This is a genomic window from Streptomyces sp. NPDC096132 (assembly GCF_044763345.1).
GTDB lineage: Bacteria > Actinomycetota > Actinomycetes > Streptomycetales > Streptomycetaceae > Streptomyces.
Map to the genome: position 1 here is coordinate 156,421 of NZ_JBIWGA010000004.1, position 19,124 is coordinate 175,544.

Annotated in this window: 15 protein-coding genes; 5 read left to right on the top strand and 10 right to left on the bottom strand. The window is 72.7% G+C overall.

Annotated features, from left to right (window positions below):
- Positions 1 to 14 precede the first annotated feature (14 nt).
- The 3 genes from ACIRF9_RS11390 to ACIRF9_RS11400 are packed head-to-tail and all read right to left on the bottom strand — an operon-like array spanning position 15 to position 3,030.
- Positions 15 to 1,292 carry an ABC transporter substrate-binding protein gene (locus ACIRF9_RS11390; protein ID WP_403819298.1) on the bottom strand — a complete coding sequence of 426 codons (1,278 nt, stop codon included), beginning with the start codon at positions 1,290 to 1,292 and terminating at the stop codon, positions 15 to 17.
- Positions 1,292 to 2,125 (bottom strand): carbohydrate ABC transporter permease, encoded by an 834-nt coding sequence (locus tag ACIRF9_RS11395; RefSeq protein ID WP_403819300.1) that lies wholly within the window; start codon positions 2,123 to 2,125, stop codon positions 1,292 to 1,294. Before ACIRF9_RS11395 ends, ACIRF9_RS11390 begins: the two co-directional genes overlap by 1 nt.
- Positions 2,122 to 3,030, bottom strand: a complete 909-nt coding sequence (locus tag ACIRF9_RS11400) for a carbohydrate ABC transporter permease (RefSeq protein ID WP_403819301.1) — start codon at positions 3,028 to 3,030, stop codon at positions 2,122 to 2,124. The genes ACIRF9_RS11395 and ACIRF9_RS11400 overlap by 4 nt, the downstream gene beginning before the upstream one ends.
- Before the next feature lie 137 nt (positions 3,031 to 3,167).
- Here ACIRF9_RS11400 and ACIRF9_RS11405 point away from each other — a divergent pair, with 137 nt between their 5' ends.
- A complete protein-coding gene (locus ACIRF9_RS11405) occupies positions 3,168 to 4,031 on the top strand; it encodes a phosphotransferase enzyme family protein (protein WP_403819303.1) in 864 nt (287 codons plus the stop codon).
- A gap of 59 nt (positions 4,032 to 4,090) precedes the next feature.
- Here the strand turns inward: ACIRF9_RS11405 and ACIRF9_RS11410 are convergent, their stop codons facing one another.
- The 4 genes from ACIRF9_RS11410 to ACIRF9_RS11425 form a co-directional block, all read right to left on the bottom strand.
- Positions 4,091 to 4,816 (bottom strand): 3'-5' exonuclease, encoded by a 726-nt coding sequence (locus tag ACIRF9_RS11410; RefSeq protein ID WP_403819305.1) that lies wholly within the window; start codon positions 4,814 to 4,816, stop codon positions 4,091 to 4,093.
- A 131-nt stretch (positions 4,817 to 4,947) separates the two neighbouring features.
- Entirely contained in the window at positions 4,948 to 6,186 is a 1,239-nt protein-coding gene (locus tag ACIRF9_RS11415; RefSeq protein ID WP_403819307.1) for an SAV2148 family HEPN domain-containing protein, read from the bottom strand.
- A gap of 102 nt (positions 6,187 to 6,288) precedes the next feature.
- Complete coding sequence (locus ACIRF9_RS11420; RefSeq protein ID WP_403819308.1) at positions 6,289 to 7,608, bottom strand: copper amine oxidase; 1,320 nt, start codon at positions 7,606 to 7,608, stop codon at positions 6,289 to 6,291.
- Positions 7,609 to 7,666: 58 nt separating this feature from the next.
- The gene (locus tag ACIRF9_RS11425; RefSeq protein WP_403819310.1) at positions 7,667 to 8,479 is read right to left on the bottom strand and encodes a Tat pathway signal sequence domain protein; all 813 of its coding nucleotides are present in this window, start codon (positions 8,477 to 8,479) and stop codon (positions 7,667 to 7,669) included.
- 191 nt (positions 8,480 to 8,670) lie between these two features.
- Between ACIRF9_RS11425 and glgX the strand changes: the two genes are divergently transcribed.
- The 3 genes from glgX to ACIRF9_RS11440 all read left to right on the top strand — a co-directional run bounded on the left by glgX (position 8,671) and on the right by ACIRF9_RS11440 (position 14,641).
- Entirely contained in the window at positions 8,671 to 10,788 is a 2,118-nt protein-coding gene (gene glgX / locus ACIRF9_RS11430) for a glycogen debranching protein GlgX (protein WP_403819312.1), read from the top strand.
- A gap of 58 nt (positions 10,789 to 10,846) precedes the next feature.
- Positions 10,847 to 13,198, top strand: coding sequence for a malto-oligosyltrehalose synthase (gene treY / locus ACIRF9_RS11435; RefSeq protein ID WP_403819314.1), 2,352 nt, complete (start codon positions 10,847 to 10,849; stop codon positions 13,196 to 13,198).
- Between the two features lie 192 nt (positions 13,199 to 13,390).
- Positions 13,391 to 14,641 (top strand): M14 family zinc carboxypeptidase, encoded by a 1,251-nt coding sequence (locus ACIRF9_RS11440; RefSeq protein ID WP_403819316.1) that lies wholly within the window; start codon positions 13,391 to 13,393, stop codon positions 14,639 to 14,641.
- A gap of 76 nt (positions 14,642 to 14,717) precedes the next feature.
- Here ACIRF9_RS11440 and ACIRF9_RS11445 read toward each other — a convergent pair whose 3' ends face one another.
- The 3 genes from ACIRF9_RS11445 to ACIRF9_RS11455 all read right to left on the bottom strand — a co-directional run bounded on the left by ACIRF9_RS11445 (position 14,718) and on the right by ACIRF9_RS11455 (position 17,188).
- The gene (locus ACIRF9_RS11445; RefSeq protein ID WP_403819318.1) at positions 14,718 to 15,176 is read right to left on the bottom strand and encodes an SSI family serine proteinase inhibitor; all 459 of its coding nucleotides are present in this window, start codon (positions 15,174 to 15,176) and stop codon (positions 14,718 to 14,720) included.
- Complete coding sequence (locus tag ACIRF9_RS11450; protein ID WP_403819320.1) at positions 15,173 to 16,492, bottom strand: M14 family zinc carboxypeptidase; 1,320 nt, start codon at positions 16,490 to 16,492, stop codon at positions 15,173 to 15,175. Before ACIRF9_RS11450 ends, ACIRF9_RS11445 begins: the two co-directional genes overlap by 4 nt.
- Positions 16,493 to 16,636: 144 nt before the next feature.
- A complete protein-coding gene (locus ACIRF9_RS11455; RefSeq protein ID WP_403819322.1) occupies positions 16,637 to 17,188 on the bottom strand; it encodes an FHA domain-containing protein in 552 nt (183 codons plus the stop codon).
- Positions 17,189 to 17,362: 174 nt separating this feature from the next.
- Here ACIRF9_RS11455 and treZ point away from each other — a divergent pair, with 174 nt between their 5' ends.
- Positions 17,363 to 19,108 (top strand): malto-oligosyltrehalose trehalohydrolase, encoded by a 1,746-nt coding sequence (treZ, locus tag ACIRF9_RS11460; RefSeq protein ID WP_403819324.1) that lies wholly within the window; start codon positions 17,363 to 17,365, stop codon positions 19,106 to 19,108.
- The last annotated feature ends 16 nt before the right edge of the window (positions 19,109 to 19,124 follow it).

Genomic DNA, 19,124 nt, shown 5'->3' on the forward strand with positions numbered 1-19,124 from the left:
TGGATCGTCGCAGGTCAGCGCTGGTAGCGGGCCAGCACCAGGTTTCCGTCCCGCTCGAGTCGGGTGCGCAGTTCGTCGAGGTCGATGGCGCCGCTGTAGTACTCCTGGAAGGCCGGCGTGGCCACCTTGTCCTTCCACTCCGGGTAGCCGCGGACCGACTGGGCGGGCGCCGGGCGCAGCCGGCCGGCGAGGGCGGTGCCGGTCGCCCAGTCGTTCTCGGTGGTGTGCAGGGCGGGGTCCTTCAGTGCCTCGGTGCCGGTGGGCAGCATCCAGTCGCCGAGCGCGAGGCGCACCATGTTCTTCGGCCGGAGCAGGAAGTCGATGAACGCGACGGCCTCCTTCTTGTGCGGGCTGTCCTCGGCCACGGACAGCGTCTGCGGGCTGACTCCCTGGGCGAGCCCGTCGACGCCGGCCGGTGCGGGCAGCACCTGCCAGTCGAAGCCCTTCGGCGCCTGCTGGGCGATCTGCTGGCGGTAGGAGAAGCCGAGCGGGACCATGGCGTACCTGCCGCCGAAGAAGCCGGGCAGGGTGTCCGAGCCGCCGCTGCCCAGCGTGGTGGGCGAGGCGCTGCGGTCGGTGCCGACCTGGTCGTGGACGGTGCGCGGGACGACCTCGTCGCCGGCCTCGAAGCGGACGGTCACCCTGCCGTCCGCGTCGCGGTGGAACAGCCGGCCGCCCGCCGACAGGGAGAGGTTGAGGGTGGCGGAGACGGGATCCTTCAGCGGCCAGGCGACGCCGTACCTGCCGTCGCCGCTCAGCTGCTCGGTGATCGTCCTGAACTCGGCCCAGGTCCAGGGGTGTTCGGGGGTGGGGATCCGTACGCCGGACCGCTTCAGCCAGGTCGCGTTGGCGACGAGGACCCGTGGTTCCTGGAGGAAGGGCACTCCGTAGACGCCGCCGCCGAAGGTCGTCGTCTCCCAACTGCGCTGCGGGATGTCGGACTTGAGGCGGGCGGGCAGAAGGCCGGTCAGCTCGGCGAGGTAGCCGCCGTAGGCGAAGTCCGCGAGGTCGTCGGAGGCGTCGTGGATGACGTCGGGTGCCTCGCCGCCCTCGAAGGAGGTGAGGAGCTGGTCGTGGACGCTGTCCCAGCTGCCCTGCACATACTCGACCTTGACGTCGGTGTGGGTGGCGTTCCACTCCTTCACCAGTTCCTTGTTGGCCTCGACGGACTCCTCCTGCCAGGCCAGGGACTGGAAGCGGAGGGTGACGGGAGCGTCGTCGCGCCCGCCGCCGCCCGAGGAGCAGCCCGCGAGGAGCAGCAGCAGGGCCAGGCACAGCAGTCTGGTCCGCATCAGCTCTTCACCGCCCCGGCGAGCATGCCGCCCGTGATCCGCCGCTGGATGAGCGCGAAGACGACCAGCGAGGGAAGGGTGGCGAGGAACGCGGCGGCGGCCAGCGGCCCGAGATCGGCCACGCCCTCCGCCCCGATGAAGTGGGTCAGCACGACCGGCAGGGTCTGTTTCTCCGGTGTCTTCAGCAGCACCAGCGCGAAGAAGAACTCGTTCCACGCGGTGATGAACGCGAACAGCGCCGTCGCCACGATCCCCGGGGCGAGCAGCGGCGCCGTCACCGACACCAGGGTCCGCAGCCGCCCGGCACCGTCGACCGCCGCCGCCTCCTCCAGCTCGACGGGGACGGCTCGGACGTATCCGACGAGCATCCACAGCGCGAACGGCAGTGCCCACACCACGTAGACCATGACCAGCCCTGCGAGGGAGTCGATCAGCCGCAGGTTCTTCAGGACCAGGAACAGCGGGATGATCACCAGCACGAACGGGAAGGCCTGGCTGACCACCACCCAGCCGGTCGCGGCGCGCGCGAGCCGGGTGCGGTGCCTGGCCATGACGTACGCCATCGGTGTGGCGACGCACACGGCGATCAGGGCGGCGCTCAGCGCGGCGAGCAGGGAGTTGAACGCGGCCTGCAGCAGCGGCTGTTCGTCGAAGGCCTGGCGGAAGTTGGCGAGGGTGGGGTTCCTCGGGATCCAGGTGGGGTGCAGGCTGCCCAGTTCGCGCGGCGGCTTGAAGGCGATCGACAGCAGCCAGAGGAAGGGGAGGGCGAGGAAGACGAGGTAGGCGAGCAGGGCCGCGTACTGACCGGCACGGGCCGTGGGGCGGGTCCTCACCTCGTGTCACCTCCCCTGATCCGGCCCACCAGGAAGAGGGCCAGGAACACCGAGATCACCGCGACCATCACACAGCCCATCGCCGCCGCGTACCCGAACTGGCCGTAGCGGAAGGCCTCTTCGTAGGCGAAGAGCATGGGCAGCCGGGTGCGGCCGCCGGGGCCGCCGCTGGTCAGCACATAGACCAGGGCGAAGGAGTTGAAGTTCCAGATGAGGTTGAGGGCGGTGATCGCGAGGGCGACGGGCCGCAGGGCGGGCCAGGTGACCGTGCGGAAGCGGCGCCAGGCGCCCGCGCCGTCCACCGCCGCCGCCTCGTGGAGTTCGCGCGGGGTGTTCTGCAGTCCGGCGAGCAGGGTGACGGTGGTCTGGGGCATGCCCGCCCACACGCCGACGACGATCACCGCGGGCAGGGCGGTCGCGAGCCCGCTGAGCCAGTCCCGGCCGTCGCCCAGGCCGAGGTCGCGCAGGGTCTCGTTGAGGATGCCGGCGTCCGGGTTGTAGACCAGCCGCCACATGACGCCGACGACGACCTCGGGCATCGCCCAGGGGACGATGGCGAGGGCACGGGCGAGCCAGCGCAGCCGTAAGTCCTGGTTCAGCAGCAGGGCGAGGCCGAGGGCGAGCAGGAACTGCGGGACGGTCACGCCGATCGCCCACACCAGGCCGATCCGGAACGACTCCCAGAACAGCGTGTCCCGCAGCAGGTCGGAGAAGTTGAGACCGCCGATCCACTGTGTGGGCGCGGTGCGGCCCGACTGGGCGTCGGTGAAGGCCAGCAGGATCCCGTAGAGCAACGGGCCGACGCTGAGGACCAGGATGGGGATCAGGGCGGGCAGGACGAGGAACCACGCGCCGCGATCGGAGGTGCGGCGCGGTGACCGCCGGGCCTCCACCACCAATGTCACGGAATCATCCCCTTCGCGCGACCGATTGGCGTGTTCATGGTCGTGACCGCGCGCTGTCCCGTCAAGGGACCGCGCCCCCGTCCCGACCTGTGCGAATGCGAGACTGACCGGAACCGGACACGACACGGAGGCGGACGATGGACGAGGCAAGGGCGCGGGACGTACTGGCCGCGGCAGGGGTGCTGCCCGGTCCGGCACGCGACGCGCGGCTCCTCGCCCTGGGGGAGAACGCAGTGTTCGCCGCCGGTGACCTGGTGGTCAAGGTGGGCCGGGACGCCGAGCTCCTGGACCGCGCCCGGCGCGAGCTGGACATCGCCGCCTGGCTGGCTGGGGCCGGCGTCCCCGCCGTGCGGGCGGCCGAACCGGCACCCCTGCTGGTCGAGGGGCACCCGGTGACGGTGTGGCACCGGCTGCCGGACCCCGTACGGCCCGCCGAGCCACGGGATCTGGCCGAACTCCTGCGCCTGGTGCACGCCCTGCCCACCCCCTCCTTCGGACTGCCGCCGCGCGATCTGCTGTCCGGGGTGGAGCGCTGGCTGCGGCTCGCCGGCGAGGCGATCGACCCGGCGGACGCGGCGTATCTGCGCGAGCGCCGCGACGGCTTCGCCGCGGCCGCCGCCGCGCTCACCCCCCACCTGCCGCCCGGCCCGATCCACGGCGACGCCCTGCCGCGCAATGTGCACGTGGGCCCCGACGGCCCGGTCCTGGTCGACCTGGAGACCGTCTCCGCCGATCTGCGGGAGCACGACCTGGTGGTCATGGCCCTGTCCCGCGACCGCTACGGCCTGCCCGCCGAGGCCTACGACTCCTTCACGAAGGCCTACGGCTGGGACGTACGGGAGTGGGAGGGCTGCACGGTGCTGCGCGGCGCCCGGGAGACGGCGAGCTGCGCCTGGGTCGCCCAGCACGCGCCCACCAACCCCAGGGCGCTGGAGGAGTTCGAGCGCAGGGTGGCGTCCCTGCGGGACGGGGACGAGGCGGTGCGCTGGTACTCCTTCTGAACCCGCCGCTCCAGGACGGGGTCGGAGTACGCCCTCCAAGCCGTGGCCCGGAGCACGCCCTACACGGTGGGGCTGTCCGCCGGCTCCCGCACCGGCCAGGAGCCGTCCACCACCGCGTCCGCCTCGCCCTTGCGGCGCAGGAAGCTCTGGAAGTCCGCCGCCCACTCGGCGTACCACTCGATCTGGCGGCGGTGCAGCTCCGCCGGACCGAGGGCGCCGACCTTCGGATGGCGGGCGGCTATCGCGCAGGCCAGCCGGGCGGCGGCGAGGGCGTCGGCGGAGGCGTCATGGGCGGAGTCGAGGGTGACGCCGTACTCGGCGCAGACCGCTTCGAGGTTGCGCTTGCCGCGGCGGTAGCGGTCGGCCCAGCGGTCGATGGTGTACGGGTCGACGACCGGCGCCGGATCGAGACCGCCGAGCCGCTCCCGCAGGGAGGGCAGGCCGTGGCGGCGCAGTTCGGCGGAGAGCAGGGTCAGGTCGAAGGCCGCGTTGTAGGCGACGACCGGCACTCCGGTGCGCCAGTAGCCCGTCAGGACGTCGGCGATGGCGTCCGCGACCCGGTCGGCGGGGCCGCCCTCGGCGGCGGCCCGCTCATTGCTGATCCCGTGCACCGCGACCGCGTCGGCCGGGATCTCCACGCCCGGGTCCGCGAGCCACTCCTTGCGTCCCAGGACCTGCCCGTCCCTGACCTCGATCACGGCGCCTGTGACGATGCGCGCCTCGCGCGGATCCGTCCCGGTCGTCTCCAGGTCGAAGCCGACGAGCAGCTCCCGGTACCAGGCCATGATGGCCCCCCTTCTTGGTGGTGCTTCCCCCAGTGGTCTCCACCTTCGCATGCGCCACTGACAATCAGAGGACCGCGTTCCGCTTACCACTCCGACGGGGCAGCGCGGGGGCCGCCCGAGTACGGGACGAATCAGGACACCGGTCGTGAATCCGCCCAGGCCAGTTCGAACTCCTCGCGGTAGGCCGCGAAAAGGCCCCCTTCGTCCAGCTCGCCCGACTTGACCACGCGGTTGCCGTTGCGCAGCACCAGCACGGGCGCCTCCATGCCGCGCATGCGCCGCAGATAGGACTGGACGACCGCGATGCCGTCGGTGCCGTCACCGTCCACGAGGTAGGCGGTGAAACGGGGCGTCTCGTCGTACACCTGGATCTGGAAGGCGCCCGGATCGCGCAGCCGGGAGCGGACGCGGCGCATGTGGAGGATGTTCATCTCCACCGCGCGGCTCAGTTCGCCCCGTTTCATCCCGAGTTCGCGTTCGCGGCGCTTGACCGCGCTGGAGGCGGGGTTGAGGAAGAGCAGCCGGACCCGGGCGCCGGCCTCGGCGAGGCGGACCAGGCGGCGGCCGGAGAAGTTCTGCACGAGCAGGTTGAGGCCTATGCCGATGGCGTCGATACGGCGTGAGCCGTCGAAGATGTCCTCGGCGGGGAACTGGCGCAGCAGCCGCACCCGGTCGGAGTGGACGGCGACCACGTCCGCGTAGCGGTCACCGACGAGGTCCTCGACGGCGTCGACGGGCAGCCGGCGCGCGGACGGCACGTCGCCGCCGGTGCCGAGCATCTCCAGCAGCCGCGCGGAGGCCCGCTCGGCCTGGTTGAGCACCGCCTCGGACAGCGCCCGGTTGCGGGAGACGACGTTGCGGGTCACCTCCAGCTCGTCCAGGGCGAGTTCGACGTCCCGGCGGTCGTCGAGGTACGGCTCGAAGCACGGCCAGTGCTGCACCATCAGCTCGCGCAGCTGCGGCAGCGTGAGGAAGGAGATCACGTTGTCGTCGGCCGGGTCGAGCAGGTAGCCCTTGCGACGGCTGACCTCGCGGACGGCGACCGCGCGCTGGACCCATTCCTGCCCGGCGGGGCCGGCCGCGGCGACCACCCACTCGTCGCCGTGGACGGGTTCGTAGATGGGCCGCAGCACGGCGGCCACCACGGCGCGCAGCCGCTGTTCGACGAGGTTCAGCCAGATGTAGGCCCGGCCGGCCCGCTGGGCGCGGGTGCGCACCTCGCGCCAGGCGTCGGCGTCCCAGTCCAGCTCCGGTCCGATGGCGTTCGTCTCCATCGGCCGGGCCAGGGACACCGTTCCGGGCGGGACGTCTGCGGAGCTCCCCTCGTGACCCTCGTCACCAGGGGGCAGCTCCAGCCCTCCCGAGCCCACCCAAGCACCGCCTTCCGCTCCGTTGAGCTCTCCCCGTCTCAACGATCAAGGAAGGGTACTCCGGGACCGGTCAGCGGTGCAGCCGGATGGGCAGGTCGTTTCTCAACTGTCGGGGAACGGGTCGCCGTTCTCCCCCTTGAGCGCCGGCGGCGTGAGCGGATTCATGGCCGTGACGTCCCTCGGGGCGATGGAGAAGCCCTGCCAGTGGACCGGCATGGGCTGCTGGTCCTCGTCGCGCGCGACGTGGTGGAAGCCCACGTTCACCCAGGCCACGGGGTGCTTGAGGGTCTGCCCGTTCACCCAGCCGTCGACGGCCTTCGGGTGTCCCGTACCGCAGTTGAGGGGGTTGTTGGTGGCGTACATCTCGCACTTGTTGTACTCGGTGAAGTAGACGTCGTGCTTGGTGAAGCTGCGTCCCGGGTACTTGGTGGTGGCGCCGGGGACGAGTTCGTAGCTGCGCGCGTGCCCGTCCTTGTTCTTGCCGATGTTGCTGACCACGCGCCACCAGCGCATGTTCTTGGCGTCGCCCGCGAGTTCCTTGGTGACGGGGGTGCGGGTGGTCTTGTTGGTCGGGCCCTGCTGGCCGCTCGCGGGGGCGCTGACCACCGAGTCGTACTGCTCGATCTTGTTGGCGGAGGAGCCGTCCAGGCCGAAGTCGAGCCGCCAGAAGACGTTGTGGCTGTGGCTCGTGGCGTAGGCCTTGGCGCCCTTGCCTATGGGCCAGCCGCGGCCGTCGCCGGCGTCGTAGTCGAAGGGCGAGAGGCTGCCGGTGGCGCCGACGTTCATGTTGACCGTGCCGTCGTCGGAGAAGCGCCACTCGGTCATGTACTCGTACCAGCCGACCTTGTTGACCGTGTAGATCAGCAGGTCCTTGCCCTGGGCCTGGTAGACCTTGTTGTTGTCGGCCTGCATGCGGTAGGCGTGGCCGCGCGAACGGGTCGTGGTGCACATGCCCTTGACGTTCGTGCTGGGCTCGCCGGGCTGCGGGACCTTGATGGTCTTGATGGTGCCGCCGGGGCACTCGGCGGGGGCCAGATTGACCAGCCCGGAGCCGAAGTTGTAGTCGGTGACGTCGTTGTACTCGGCCTTGCCGTCGTCGTACGGCACATGGATCTGGGCGATCTTGGCGCTGGTCAGCACGCGGATCGGCTTGGTCTCGCCGGGCGGCTGGTAGGTGACCTTCTCCAGGACGAGCCCGGACTTGGCCTCGAAGCGCCAGCACATGCGCCAGGTGGTGCCGGTGGAGAGCTTCTGTTCGATGCGGTAGGCGGCGCTGCAGTCGGCGGCGGCCGCCGCCGCGGGGGCGGTCTTCGGCTGGGCGACGGCGGGGCCGGCCCCGGCGGTCGCGCCGGCGGCCAGCGCGGCCAGGGACAGGCCGACGGCCGCCCCCTTCTGGGTACGGCTCATTCTGGTGACGCGCATGAGGACATGACTCCCTGGCAGGAGATGGCGGTTGGGAAAAGTGGACGTGCGGGCCGTGTCAGCCGTCGAGCCTCGTGACCTTGCCGGTGCTCAGGTTGATCACCAGGGACCGGGTGTCGATCCAGGGGCCGTTCTTCGCCTTCAGCAGCAGCCGTCCGCAGCGCTGCTCGCCGCACTTGTCGAGTGCGGCCGGCTGGGCGCCCGGCACCGAGTGGTAGATCATGCTGGACAGCTCCAGCTGGTCCGGAGAGGTGAGTTCCTTGCCGGTGGCGTCCTTGTAGTCGGCCTTCAGGCCGGCGCCGAGCGGGTCGGCGATGAGGACGCGGGCCGCCTCGTCCTGTTCGGCAGGGCTCAGCGGCGGCTGGACGCCGCGCTGGGTGCCGGTGTTCTCGACCTTGCCGGTGTCGAGGTTGACGGTCTTGGTGACGACCGTGTCGTTCTTGTAGTCGTAGAACGTCACCTCGGCGCGCCGGGGCGCGTCCGGGTCGTCGAGTTCGTCGGCGTCGGGAGCGGCGAGCTCCACGCCCAGGTTCTGCGGGCCGCGCTCGCCCTCGACGTTCTGGCCGGCGTTGAACTGCTGACGGCTGAGCGCGAGGCGCTCGGCCCGCTGCATCTCGTCGTCGGTGAGCGGGTCGCCGCCCACGCCCTTGTCGCCCTCGTCCGGCGCGGCCTCGACGACGCCCGCCGGCACCGAGCCGCTGTCGCCGGCGGCGGCCGCCTGCCCGGCGCTCTGTCCGGTCCCGCTGCCTCCCTTGTCGTCCGCCCCCGCCGTGCCCGGCAGGGTGATCGCGACCATCACGGCTGTCGCGGCCACCGCGATGGCCGTACCCGCCACCACCTTGCCCAGGTGGCGACGCACTGTCGTGCGCACAATTGCCCCCTACTCCCCCTGTTGCCCGGGAGTACGTTGATCTGCCCCACTGATTCGTCATGCGCCGTATGCCGGCGTATGCGCTGGTCGACAGGTAAGAGGGGCGTAAGGCGCAGGTGGTTCCATTACTTTCCGGGAGACTCGACGGCAAGGCGCCCCCGGCGCGGCGGCACACCTGAAAGAGTCGTTTCATGCAGGTCTGGCCTGGAGAGGCGTACCCCCTCGGTGCCACGTACGACGGCGCCGGCACGAACTTCGCGGTCTTCACGGAGGCCGCGGACCGAGTAGAGCTGTGTCTGCTGCACGACGACGGCTCGGAGACGGCGGTGGAACTGCGGGAGAGCGACGCGTTCGTCCGGCACGCGTACCTGCCCGGCGTCATGCCCGGGCAGCGCTACGGCTTCCGGGTGCACGGTCCGTACGATCCCGCGCGCGGGCTGCGCTGCAACTCGGCGAAGCTGCTGCTCGACCCGTACGCGAAGGCGGTCGGCGGCGCGGTCCGCTGGGGCGAGGAGGTGTACGGCTATCCCTTCGGCTCCCCCGACCGGCGCAACGACCTCGACTCCGCGCCGCACACGATGACCTCGGTGGTGGTCAACCCGTACTTCGACTGGGGCGACGACCGGCTGCCGCGCACCGAGTACCACCGCACGGTGATCTACGAGGCCCATGTGAAGGGCCTGACGATGCGCCATCCGGGGCTGCCGGAGGAACTGCGCGGCACCTACGCGGCTCTCGCGCACCCGGCGATCATCGAACACCTGACCAAGCTCGGGGTGACGGCGCTGGAGCTGATGCCGGTGCACCAGTTCGTCAACGACCACCGGCTGGTCGACATGGGCCTGAACAACTACTGGGGCTACAACACGATCGGTTTCTTCGCCCCGCACAACGCCTACGCCTCCTGGGGCGACCGCGGCCAGCAGGTGCTGGAGTTCAAGTCGGCGGTGCGGGCCCTGCACGAGGCGGGGATCGAGGTGATCCTCGACGTGGTCTACAACCACACCGCCGAGGGCAACCACCTGGGGCCGACGCTGTCCTTCCGGGGCATCGACAACCAGCGCTACTACCGGCTGGCGGAGGATCCCCGCTACTACATGGACACCACGGGCACCGGCAACTCGCTGCTGATGCGGTCCCCGCACGTCCTGCAGATGATCATGGACTCGTTGCGGTACTGGGTGACCGAGATGCACGTGGACGGGTTCCGCTTCGACCTCGCGGCGACCCTGGCCCGGCAGTTCCACGAGGTGGACCGGCTGTCGTCGTTCTTCGACCTGGTGCAGCAGGATCCGGTCGTCTCCCAGGTGAAGCTGATCGCCGAGCCGTGGGACGTGGGCGAGGGCGGCTACCAGGTGGGCAACTTCCCGCCGCTGTGGACGGAGTGGAACGGCAAGTACCGCGACACCGTGCGCGACCTGTGGCGGGGCGAGCAGCGCACGCTCGCGGAGTTCGCCTCCCGGCTGACCGGCTCCTCCGACCTCTACCAGGACGACGGCCGCCGCCCGCTGGCCTCGATCAACTTCGTGACCTGCCACGACGGGTTCACCCTGCACGACCTCGTGGCGTACAACGACAAGCACAACCAGGCCAACGGGGAGGACAACCGGGACGGCGAAAGCCACAACCGGTCCTGGAACTGCGGGGTGGAGGGCGAGACCGACGACCCCGGGGTGCTGGGGCTGCGCGGCCGGCAGATGCGCAACTTCATCGCCACGCTGCTGCTGTCCCAGGGCGTGCCGATGATCAGCCACGGGGACGAGTTCGGGCGCACCCAGCGGGGCAACAACAACGCCTACTGCCAGGACAGCGAGCTGGCGTGGGTGGCGTGGCCGGACGCCGAGGAGCCGGGCAGCGAGCTGCTGGACTTCACGCGCGCGTTGACGCGGCTGCGCCGGGAGCACCCCGTCTTCCGGCGGCGGCGCTTCTTCCACGGGCGGCCCGTGGAGGGCACCCACGACGAGCTGTCGGACATCGCCTGGTTCACCCCGGAGGGCAAGGAGATGACCCAGCGGGACTGGGAGCGGGCGCAGGCCTCGGCGCTGTCGGTGTTCCTCAACGGCAACGCGATCTCGGAGCCGGGCCCGCGCGGGGAGCGGATCAGCGACGACTCCTTCCTGCTGCTGTTCAACGCGTCGCCGAAGGAGCTGGAGTTCCTGGTGCCGGTGGACCACGGGCGGCAGTGGCAGGTGGTGGTGGACACCGCCGACCCGGAGGCGGTCGCGCAGGGCGGGGGCCGCAAGGTGCAGGCCGGGGACCGGCTGACGCTGGTGGACCGGAGCATGACGGTGCTGCAGCGGCCGGCCTGAGCGCCCGCCCGGTGACGGCGGTGACACGAAAGGGGGCAGGGCGGGTACGTAGGTTCTCATGACCCCTGCGCGCCCCGCTTCCCGTCCGCCCACGGCCACCTACCGGCTGCAGCTGCAGCCCGCGTTCCCGTTCGCGGCCGCGGCGGCCGCCGTGCCGTACCTGGCCTCGCTCGGCGTCTCGCATCTGCATCTGTCACCGGTCCTGGAGGCCGTACCGGGTTCCCTGCACGGCTACGACGTCGTGGACCACGCGCGTGTGCGCGCGGAGCTGGGCGGTGAGGAGGGGCTGCGGGCGCTGGCGCGCACCGCGCGGGAGCACGGGCTCGGGCTGGTCGTGGACATCGTGCCGAACCACATGGCGATGGTCCCGCGCCACAACCGCCCCCTGTGGGAGGTGCTGCGGGAGGGCCCGAAGTCGCCGTACGCGCGCTGGTTCGACATCGACTGGGAGGCACGGGACGGCCGGCTGCTCGTCCCGGTGCTCGGCGGTCCCGTCGGCGCCGAGCTGGAGCACCTGCGGGTGGACGGCGGTGTGCTGCGCTACTACGACCATGTCCTGCCGTTGCGCGAGGGCACCGAGGAGCTGCCGCTGCCGCGGCTGCTGGACGCCCAGTGGTACCGGCCGGTGTGGTGGCGGCTGGCCCGCACCGAGCTGAACTACCGGCGGTTCTTCAGCATCTCGGAGCTGATCGGGGTGCGGGTGGAGGACCCGGAGGTCTTCGAGGCGACCCACGGCAAGATCCTCCAGCTGCTGCACGAGGGCGTGTTCGACGGTCTGCGGATCGACCACCCGGACGGCCTCGCCGACCCCGACGGCTATCTGGAGCGGCTGCACGAGGCCACGGGGGGCCGCTGGACGGTCGTCGAGAAGATCCTCGCGGACGACGAGCGGCTGCCGGACTCCTGGCCCGTGGCCGGCACCACCGGCTACGACGCCCTGCGCCGCGTGGACGGCCTCTTCACGGACCCCGCGGGAGCCCGGGACCTGCTGGCCCTCTACCGGCGCTTCGCGGCCCCGCAGACGGACCGCGGCGGCGACTGGGCGGCGACCGCGCGACGGGCGGCGTACGAGGTGCTCAGGCACGAGCTGGCCGCCGAGCTGGACCGGCTGACCCGGCTCGCGTCCCGGGTGTGCGCGAGCGCCCCGGACCCGGCCCTGCGCGACCGGGCGCCGTGGGCGCTGCGCACGGCACTGGAGGAGCTGCTGGTGCGGATGGAGGTCTACCGGCCGTACGCCTCGGGCGACGCGGCCGCCGTGGTCACCGAGGAGGCGGCGGCCCAGGCCCGGCACGCGTTCGTGGTGCCGGAGGAGGCGGGCGCGGTCGACGTGGTGCGCGCGCTGGTGCTCGGCGGGGAGGGGCCCCGGCGCGCGGAGTTCCGGGACCGGTTCGCGCAGACCGCGTCCGCGTTGCGCGCCAAGTCGATGGAGGACACGGCGTTCTACCGGTACGTGCCGCTGCTCGCGGCGAACGAGGTGGGCGGCGAGCCGGGCCGCCCGTGGGTGTCCCCGGAGGACTTCCACGCGTACTGCGCACGCGTGCAGCGCGACTGGCCGGCCGCCGGCACGGTCGTGTCGACGCACGACACCAAGCGCAGCGCCGACGTACGGGCCGCGCTGGCCGTGCTCACCGAGTGCCCGGGCCGCTGGGGGGAGGTCCTGGAGGAGGCCACGCGCGCGGAGGAGGAGGTGCCGGACGGGCAGCTGGCGTGGGCGGCCTGGCAGACGGTCTTCGGACTCGGCCCGGCGGCCCCCGAGCGCGTCCAGGAGGCACTGCTCAAGCACGCGCGCGAGGCGGGCCTGTACACGAGCTGGACGGAGCAGGAGCCGCCGTACGAGGAGGCGGTGGCCGCGTTCGTCGCGGCGGGGCCGTGCGGGGCGCCCGGCGCGCGGGTGGCGGCCCTGCGTGACGCGCTGGAGCCGCACATCCGGGCCAACGTGCTCGGTACGGCGCTGGTGCATCTCACGATGCCGGGGGTGCCGGACGTCTACCAGGGCACGGAGGGCGACTACCTCGCCCTGGTGGACCCGGACAACCGGCGTCCCGTACGGTTCCCGCCCGAGGACCCCGGCCCCAAGGCCGAGCTGACCGGGGCCGCGCTGCGGCTGCGCCGGCGCCGGCCCGACGCCTTCGGGACCGCGGCGACGTACGAGCCGCTCACCGCCGAGGGACCGGCCGCGCAGCACTGCCTGGCGTTCGCGCGCTCCGGCGAGGCGGTCACGGCCGTCACCCGGCTGTCCCTGCGGCTGGCGGAGGCCGGCGGCTGGCGGGACACCCGACTGCCGTTGCCACCGGGGCGGTGGGCCGACGTCCTGGCCCCGGAGCGGCGCTTCGAGGGACACGCACGCGTGGCGGAACTCTTCGCCCGGCAGCCGGTGGTGCTGCTGGAGCGCGCGGACGAACACCACTGAGTGGTCGCGCGGTCGGTGCCGGGGGCATGGGCGGGCGGCGGGCCGGTGGGACGGGCGCGCGGCGGTCGGGGCCTTGTCCGTGTCCGCCGGTGGGCGCTTCCGGGCGCCCCCGGGCGGCTCCCGGGGGCATTCTTGACAGTTCACACAGTCCGTGGGGTACTGCGGAGAGCGAAGCCGGTCGGACATACGGGGGTGAGTCTCCTGCCGGTGCTGCGCTACCCCACGGTGACCGAACTGACCTCCTCCGCCCGGGCCCTGGCCGTGCGACACCCCGGTCTGTGTGCCCTGCGGCAGGTGGGGCTCTCCCGTGCGGGCCGACCCCTGCATCTGTTGTCCGTGGGGAGCGCGCGACGGGCCGTGCTCGTCGTCGCGGGCGCCCACGCCAACGAGCCGACCGGCGGTCCGACCCTGCTGGCACTCGCCGAACGGGTGCTGCACGAGCGGGAGTTACGGACCGGCACCTCCTGGCACTTCCTGCTGTGCGCGGACCCGGACGGGGCGAGTCTGCATGTGACGCCCGCGCCGCGCAGCCTGCTGGAGTACCACCTCGGGTTCTTCCGGCCGGCGGGCCCGGAGCAGCCGGAGTGGTCGCCCGCCGTGCTGCCGCCCGACCGGCTGCCGCCGGAGACGCGCGCGCTGACGCGGGTCATCGACGAGCTACGGCCCTACCTGCAGGTGACCCTGCACGGCACCGATCTGGGCGGCAGCTGGGTGCAGCTGACGAAGGACATCCCGGGGCTCGCCGAACCGTTCGGGAAGTCCGCGGCGCAGCTGCACATCCCGGTGGAGACCGGCGCCTCCGACGCGGCGGGCTGGCCGACGTCCGGTCCCGGGGTGCATGTGATGCCGGACGCCGACGCGGGCGCGGCGTACCCGAGCATGCCGGACGACGCCCGGCACAGCACCTGGTACCACGCCCATCGCTACGGCGGGCTGACCGCGGTGGTGGAGGTGCCGATGTGGGCGAGCGACCTGGTGGACGACCCGGCCCCGCATCCCGCGCCGGCCGCCGCGATCCGGCGGCTGGCGGAGCGGCTGCTGCGGGACTCGCGTGAGGTGGAGCGCGTGCTCGCGGAGGCGCTGCCGCGCCTCGACGGCGTCGACGGGCCGCTGCTGCGGGCGGCCAGGTGGGCGCTGGAGCTGGTGCCGGGGCTGGCCGCGGACTGGACCCACACCCCGCCGGCCGACACGACGATGGCGTACGTCGGCAGTGTGGACGCCTTCGCCCGGCGGCTGCCGCTCAGGGCCGCGGCGATGCTGTGGCGGGTCCTGCAGGAGAGCGACGACCACGCGGCCCCGCGTCTCGAACAGCTCGTCGAGACGTGGAGCGACGCCTTCGCCGTCCGCTTCCGCGCCCGCTGGGTGCCGCTGGAGCACCAGGTCGAGCACCAGAGCCGCACGGTCGTCGCAGCGGCGCTGCACGCGCGCGAGGGGGCGGCATGAGGCACGCGAGGGCGGGGTCGGGCACACGCGCGTGCCCGCACCGCCCTCCCGGCCGGCACGCGCGCGTGCGTCGGGATCACGCCCCGGGTGCCACCGCGCCCGCGGTCTCCGCTTCGTCCAGTGCGAACACCGCGCCCGTGCGGGCCTTCATCTCGCAGGCGTTGCCGAAGGTCTCGGCGTACTCGACGGGACGCCCGTTCCACCGTCCGCTGGCGCGGACCGTCACCGGGGCGTACACGAGGGTGCAGATGGTGTCCTTGGCCGCCGGGAAGGCGCGGAGGTCGCCGTTCGCCGTGGCGAGCTGGTCGCAGGCCTCGGCGGCGCGGCGGTGGCCCTCGGGCGGGGCGCACAGCAGCAGTGTGCCGTGGGTGTCGCGGGTCGGGGAGGTGTCCCGGGTGACAGAGAGCTGGAGCCAGTCTCCGGTGACGGGATCCTGGGAGGCCGCCCGGGCGGGGGCGGCGCCGGCGGCGAGGAGGAGGGCGGCGGCGGCCGGCAGGGCACGCCGCACCGATGTCGTGGGGAAGAAGTGCTTCATTCCCGGTGCATCGGCACGGCGGCATGGGTTCCCCAGTCCGGCTCACCCGAACGCGGGGCATCCCGCTGCCGTCCGGCGAGTTCGAACGCGGCGAGCACCACCCGCGCCTGGTACTCGACCTGGCGGGCGACCGGGATCCAGCGGGCCTCGCAGTCGTCCTGGTAGGCGGCGCACCACCGGTCGATGAGCCCGTCCAGCTCCGGCAGCACACCCGCCGGGTCGCGGCCCGCGCCGACGACGAGCTGGTGCAGCAGGCCCGCCGTGCGGACGGCGATGCGCCGGCCGGCGATGCGCAGGGCGGTCAGATGGGCGGTGCTGAGCGGCGGCAGCGGGCGGTGGGGGTCGGCGGTGTCGGGGTCCCAGGCGTCGGCGAGTCCGGGGCAGACCAGGAGGTAGTCGTCGACGGGCGCCAGCAGGCGGGCCGCGTCGGGGGCACCGCCCAGTTGGGGCCGCACCCGGGTGAGGATACGTTCCAGCACGTGGGTGTCGTGGCGCAGGGCGCCGCTCACCGCGCGCAGCACGGCGTCCCGGTCGGCGGGCGGCGAGCCGTCCTCGACGGCGGCCACGCCCCACATGGGCGCCTCGACGACCGCGGTGACGGTGCCGTGCCGGTGGGGGTGGTACCAGGTCGACTCGACGGCGGCCTCGGTGATGGCGGCGGCCAGGTCGCCCGGGTGCGGCGGCGGGATCCGGTAGACGGCGGGTCCCAGGCTGGGCCAGTACAGGGTGTCGTACGGTCCGAGTTCGCGGGGGATGCCGAGGCGGGCGGCGGTGTGTGCGATGCGGCGGTCCAGGCCGGGCAGGTCGCGGGTGAGTTCCACGAAGCCGCCGCCGACGTCGACGCCGTGCAGCGAGCACTGGAAGAAAGGTTTCAGTTCGTCCTGGAGGCGGAGCAGCGCACGGGTCTCCGGGAGCGCGGCGGCGGCCGCCCCGTCGGGCAGCCACTCGGGCTGTTCCAGGAAGCCGGGCCGGAAGAAGTGCCGGAAGTGGCGGCCGAGGCTGTAGGGACCGGTCAGCCAGCCCTCGTTGCGCCGCAGGCCGTCGGGGTCGAGGCAGAGCAGCAGGTTCCAGGTGGCGTCGGCGCCCTCGGTCAGCCGGGGGTCGGCGAGGACACGTTCGGCCAGCCGCAGGACGGTGGCGCCGCCGACGGGTTCGTTGGCGTGCGGTCCGGCGACGACGAGGGCCTGGCGGGTGCCCCGGCCGACGGAGAGCAGCCACAGCGGCGTGCCGGCGCGGGAGACCCCGACACGGCGCAGTCTGGCGTCCCGGGGGCGGCGGGCGGCGATGGCTGCGGCGCGGGCCGCGAGTTCGTCCACGGTCGGGTAGCGGAGGAGTGGCGGCAGGGCACACCTCCAGGGCGGCGCCGTCGGTTCACCGGGCGTGTCTGGTGTACGCACAGTGAGTCATGGGGCAGGGGTACGTCAACACCGCCGTACGCGCCGGTACTTGGGCAGGCCGGTTCAGTTCGCGGAGAGGCGGAACGCCATCCTCCCGAAGGAGACCTGGTCACCCTCCCGGACGACGGCCGCGCCGATGACCCGGCGGCCGTTGACGGTGGTGCCGTTGGTGGAACCGAGGTCGCGCAGCACCCACATGCCGCCCTGGCGGCTGAGCTCGGCGTGCACGCGCGAGACGCTCTCGTGGGTCAGCCGCAGCCCGTTGACGGGGTCGCGGCCGATGCGCAGCGCCTGCTCGGTGCCGGGATGCGGCAGCAGCAGCTTGGGCAGCCGCTCGGCCCGCCAGGCGCTGCGCAGCCGCACGGTGAACCCGGAGACGGCCTCGACGGTGCCGAAGACCACGCGCGCGAAGCGGTTCTCCTTGGGCAGGTCCGCGGTGAGGGCGGCCAGTTCGTCGGAGCGGCGGGCGGCGAGGGCGAGTTCCATGCGCCGCACGAACGTGTCGTGTGACAGGCGGCCCATGGCGACGCCGTCACGGAGCACCTTCAGCGCCTTGTCGCGCTCCGCGTCGGACAGCCGCGCGGGGGAAGGGTTCAACTCGAAAGACGACGTCACGCTGGTGATTGTCGGTCAGTGGACCCCGGGTGTCCAGAAAACGGAAAAACGCCGGCACCCGCGCGTGGCCGAAGACACCCGCCGCGATGGGGGTGTTCCCTCGGTGGATGGATGCCGTTTGCAGCACGATGGACCCGGCTACATCACGGTGAGCAGACGTAAGGGGAACCGTCCGTGCAGTTCGAGGTGTGGGCATCGCAGGCCGACCGGGTGGCGCTGCGGTGCGACGGTGTCACGCGCGCGTTGCAGCGCGATCCGGAGCGTGCGGGCTGGTGGAGCGGCGAGGCGGAGGCCGAGGACGGCACCCGGTACGGCTTCGCGCTGGACGACGGCCCGGTCCGCCCCGACCCGCGCTCGCGCCGCCAACCGGAAGGCCCCGACGGACTGAGCGCGGTCGTCGACCAGGGCCGGTACGCGTGGCGCGTGCCGTGGTCCGGGCGCCCCCTGCCGGGCGCGGTCCTGTACGAGCTGCACGTGGGCACGTACACCCCCGAGGGCACCCTGGACGCGGCCGCCGAACGCCTCACGCATCTGGCCGAACTGGGCATCACGCACGTCGAGTTGATGCCGCTGTGCCCGTTCCCGGGCCGCTACGGCTGGGGGTACGACGGGGTCTCGCCCTGGGCCGTGCACGAGCCGTACGGCGGTCCCGAGGCGCTGAAGCGGTTCGTCGACCGGGCGCACGAACTCGGTCTGGGCGTGGTCCTGGACGTCGTACACAACCATCTGGGCCCGTCCGGCAACTACCTGCCCGAGTTCGGCCCGTACTTCACCGAACGCCACCACACGCCGTGGGGCGCGGCCGTCAATCTGGACGCGCCGGGCTCGGACGAGGTGCGGGCGTATCTGCTGGGCAGCGCGCTGGCGTGGCTGCGGGACTACCGGATCGACGGGCTGCGGCTGGACGCGGTGCACGCGCTCGCCGACACGCGCGCGTACCACTTCCTGGAGGAGCTGTCGGCGGCCGTGGAGGCCCTCGCCGCCGAGACGGGCCGGTCGCTGTTCCTGATCGCCGAGTCCGACCTGAACGACCCGCGGCTGATCACGCCCCGCCGCGAGGGCGGCCTCGGGCTGCACGCCCAGTGGAACGACGACTTCCACCACGCCCTGCACACCGCGCTCACCGGTGAGTCCCAGGGCTACTACGACGACTTCGCGCGCGATCCGTTCGCCGCGCTCACCAAGATCCTCACCGGCGGTTTCTTCCACGACGGCACGTACTCCGGCTTCCGGGGCCGCCGCCACGGGCGCCCGCTGGACCGCGCCCGCGTCCCCGCGCACCGGCTGCTGGGCTACTCCCAGACCCACGACCAGGTCGGCAACCGCGCCCAGGGCGACCGGCTGTCCGCGTCCCTCTCCCCCGGCCTGCTCGCCTGCGCGGCGGCGCTGACGCTGACCGCGCCGTTCACGCCGATGCTGTTCATGGGCGAGGAGTGGGCGGCGGGCACGCCCTGGCAGTACTTCACCGACCACACCGACCCCGAGCTCGCCGAGGCCGTACGGCGGGGCAGACGGCGGGAGTTCGCGGCGCACGGCTGGGCCGAGGCGGACGTACCGGATCCGCAGGACCCGGCGACGCGGGGCCGCTCCTGCCTGGACTGGTCCGAGCCGGAGCGGGAGCCGCACGCGCGGGTGCTGGCCTGGTACCGCGAGCTGATCGCGCTGCGCCACGCCCAGCCGGACCTGACCGACCCCGACCTCGGCGACATCAAGGTCGCCCACGACGACGGGGCTCGCTGGCTCGCCTTCCGGCGCGGGGACGTGCGGGTGGCCGTGAACCTCGGCAAGGAGCCGGCGGCGATCCCGTTGGGGCCGCGTCCGGCGCGGGTGCTCGCCGCGTGGGAGCCGGTGGAGGTGCCGGGGGCGGACGGGCTGCTGCATGTGCCTGGGGAGTCGTGTGTGGTGCTGTTGCAGGAGTGAGGCGGGGTGAGCTCGG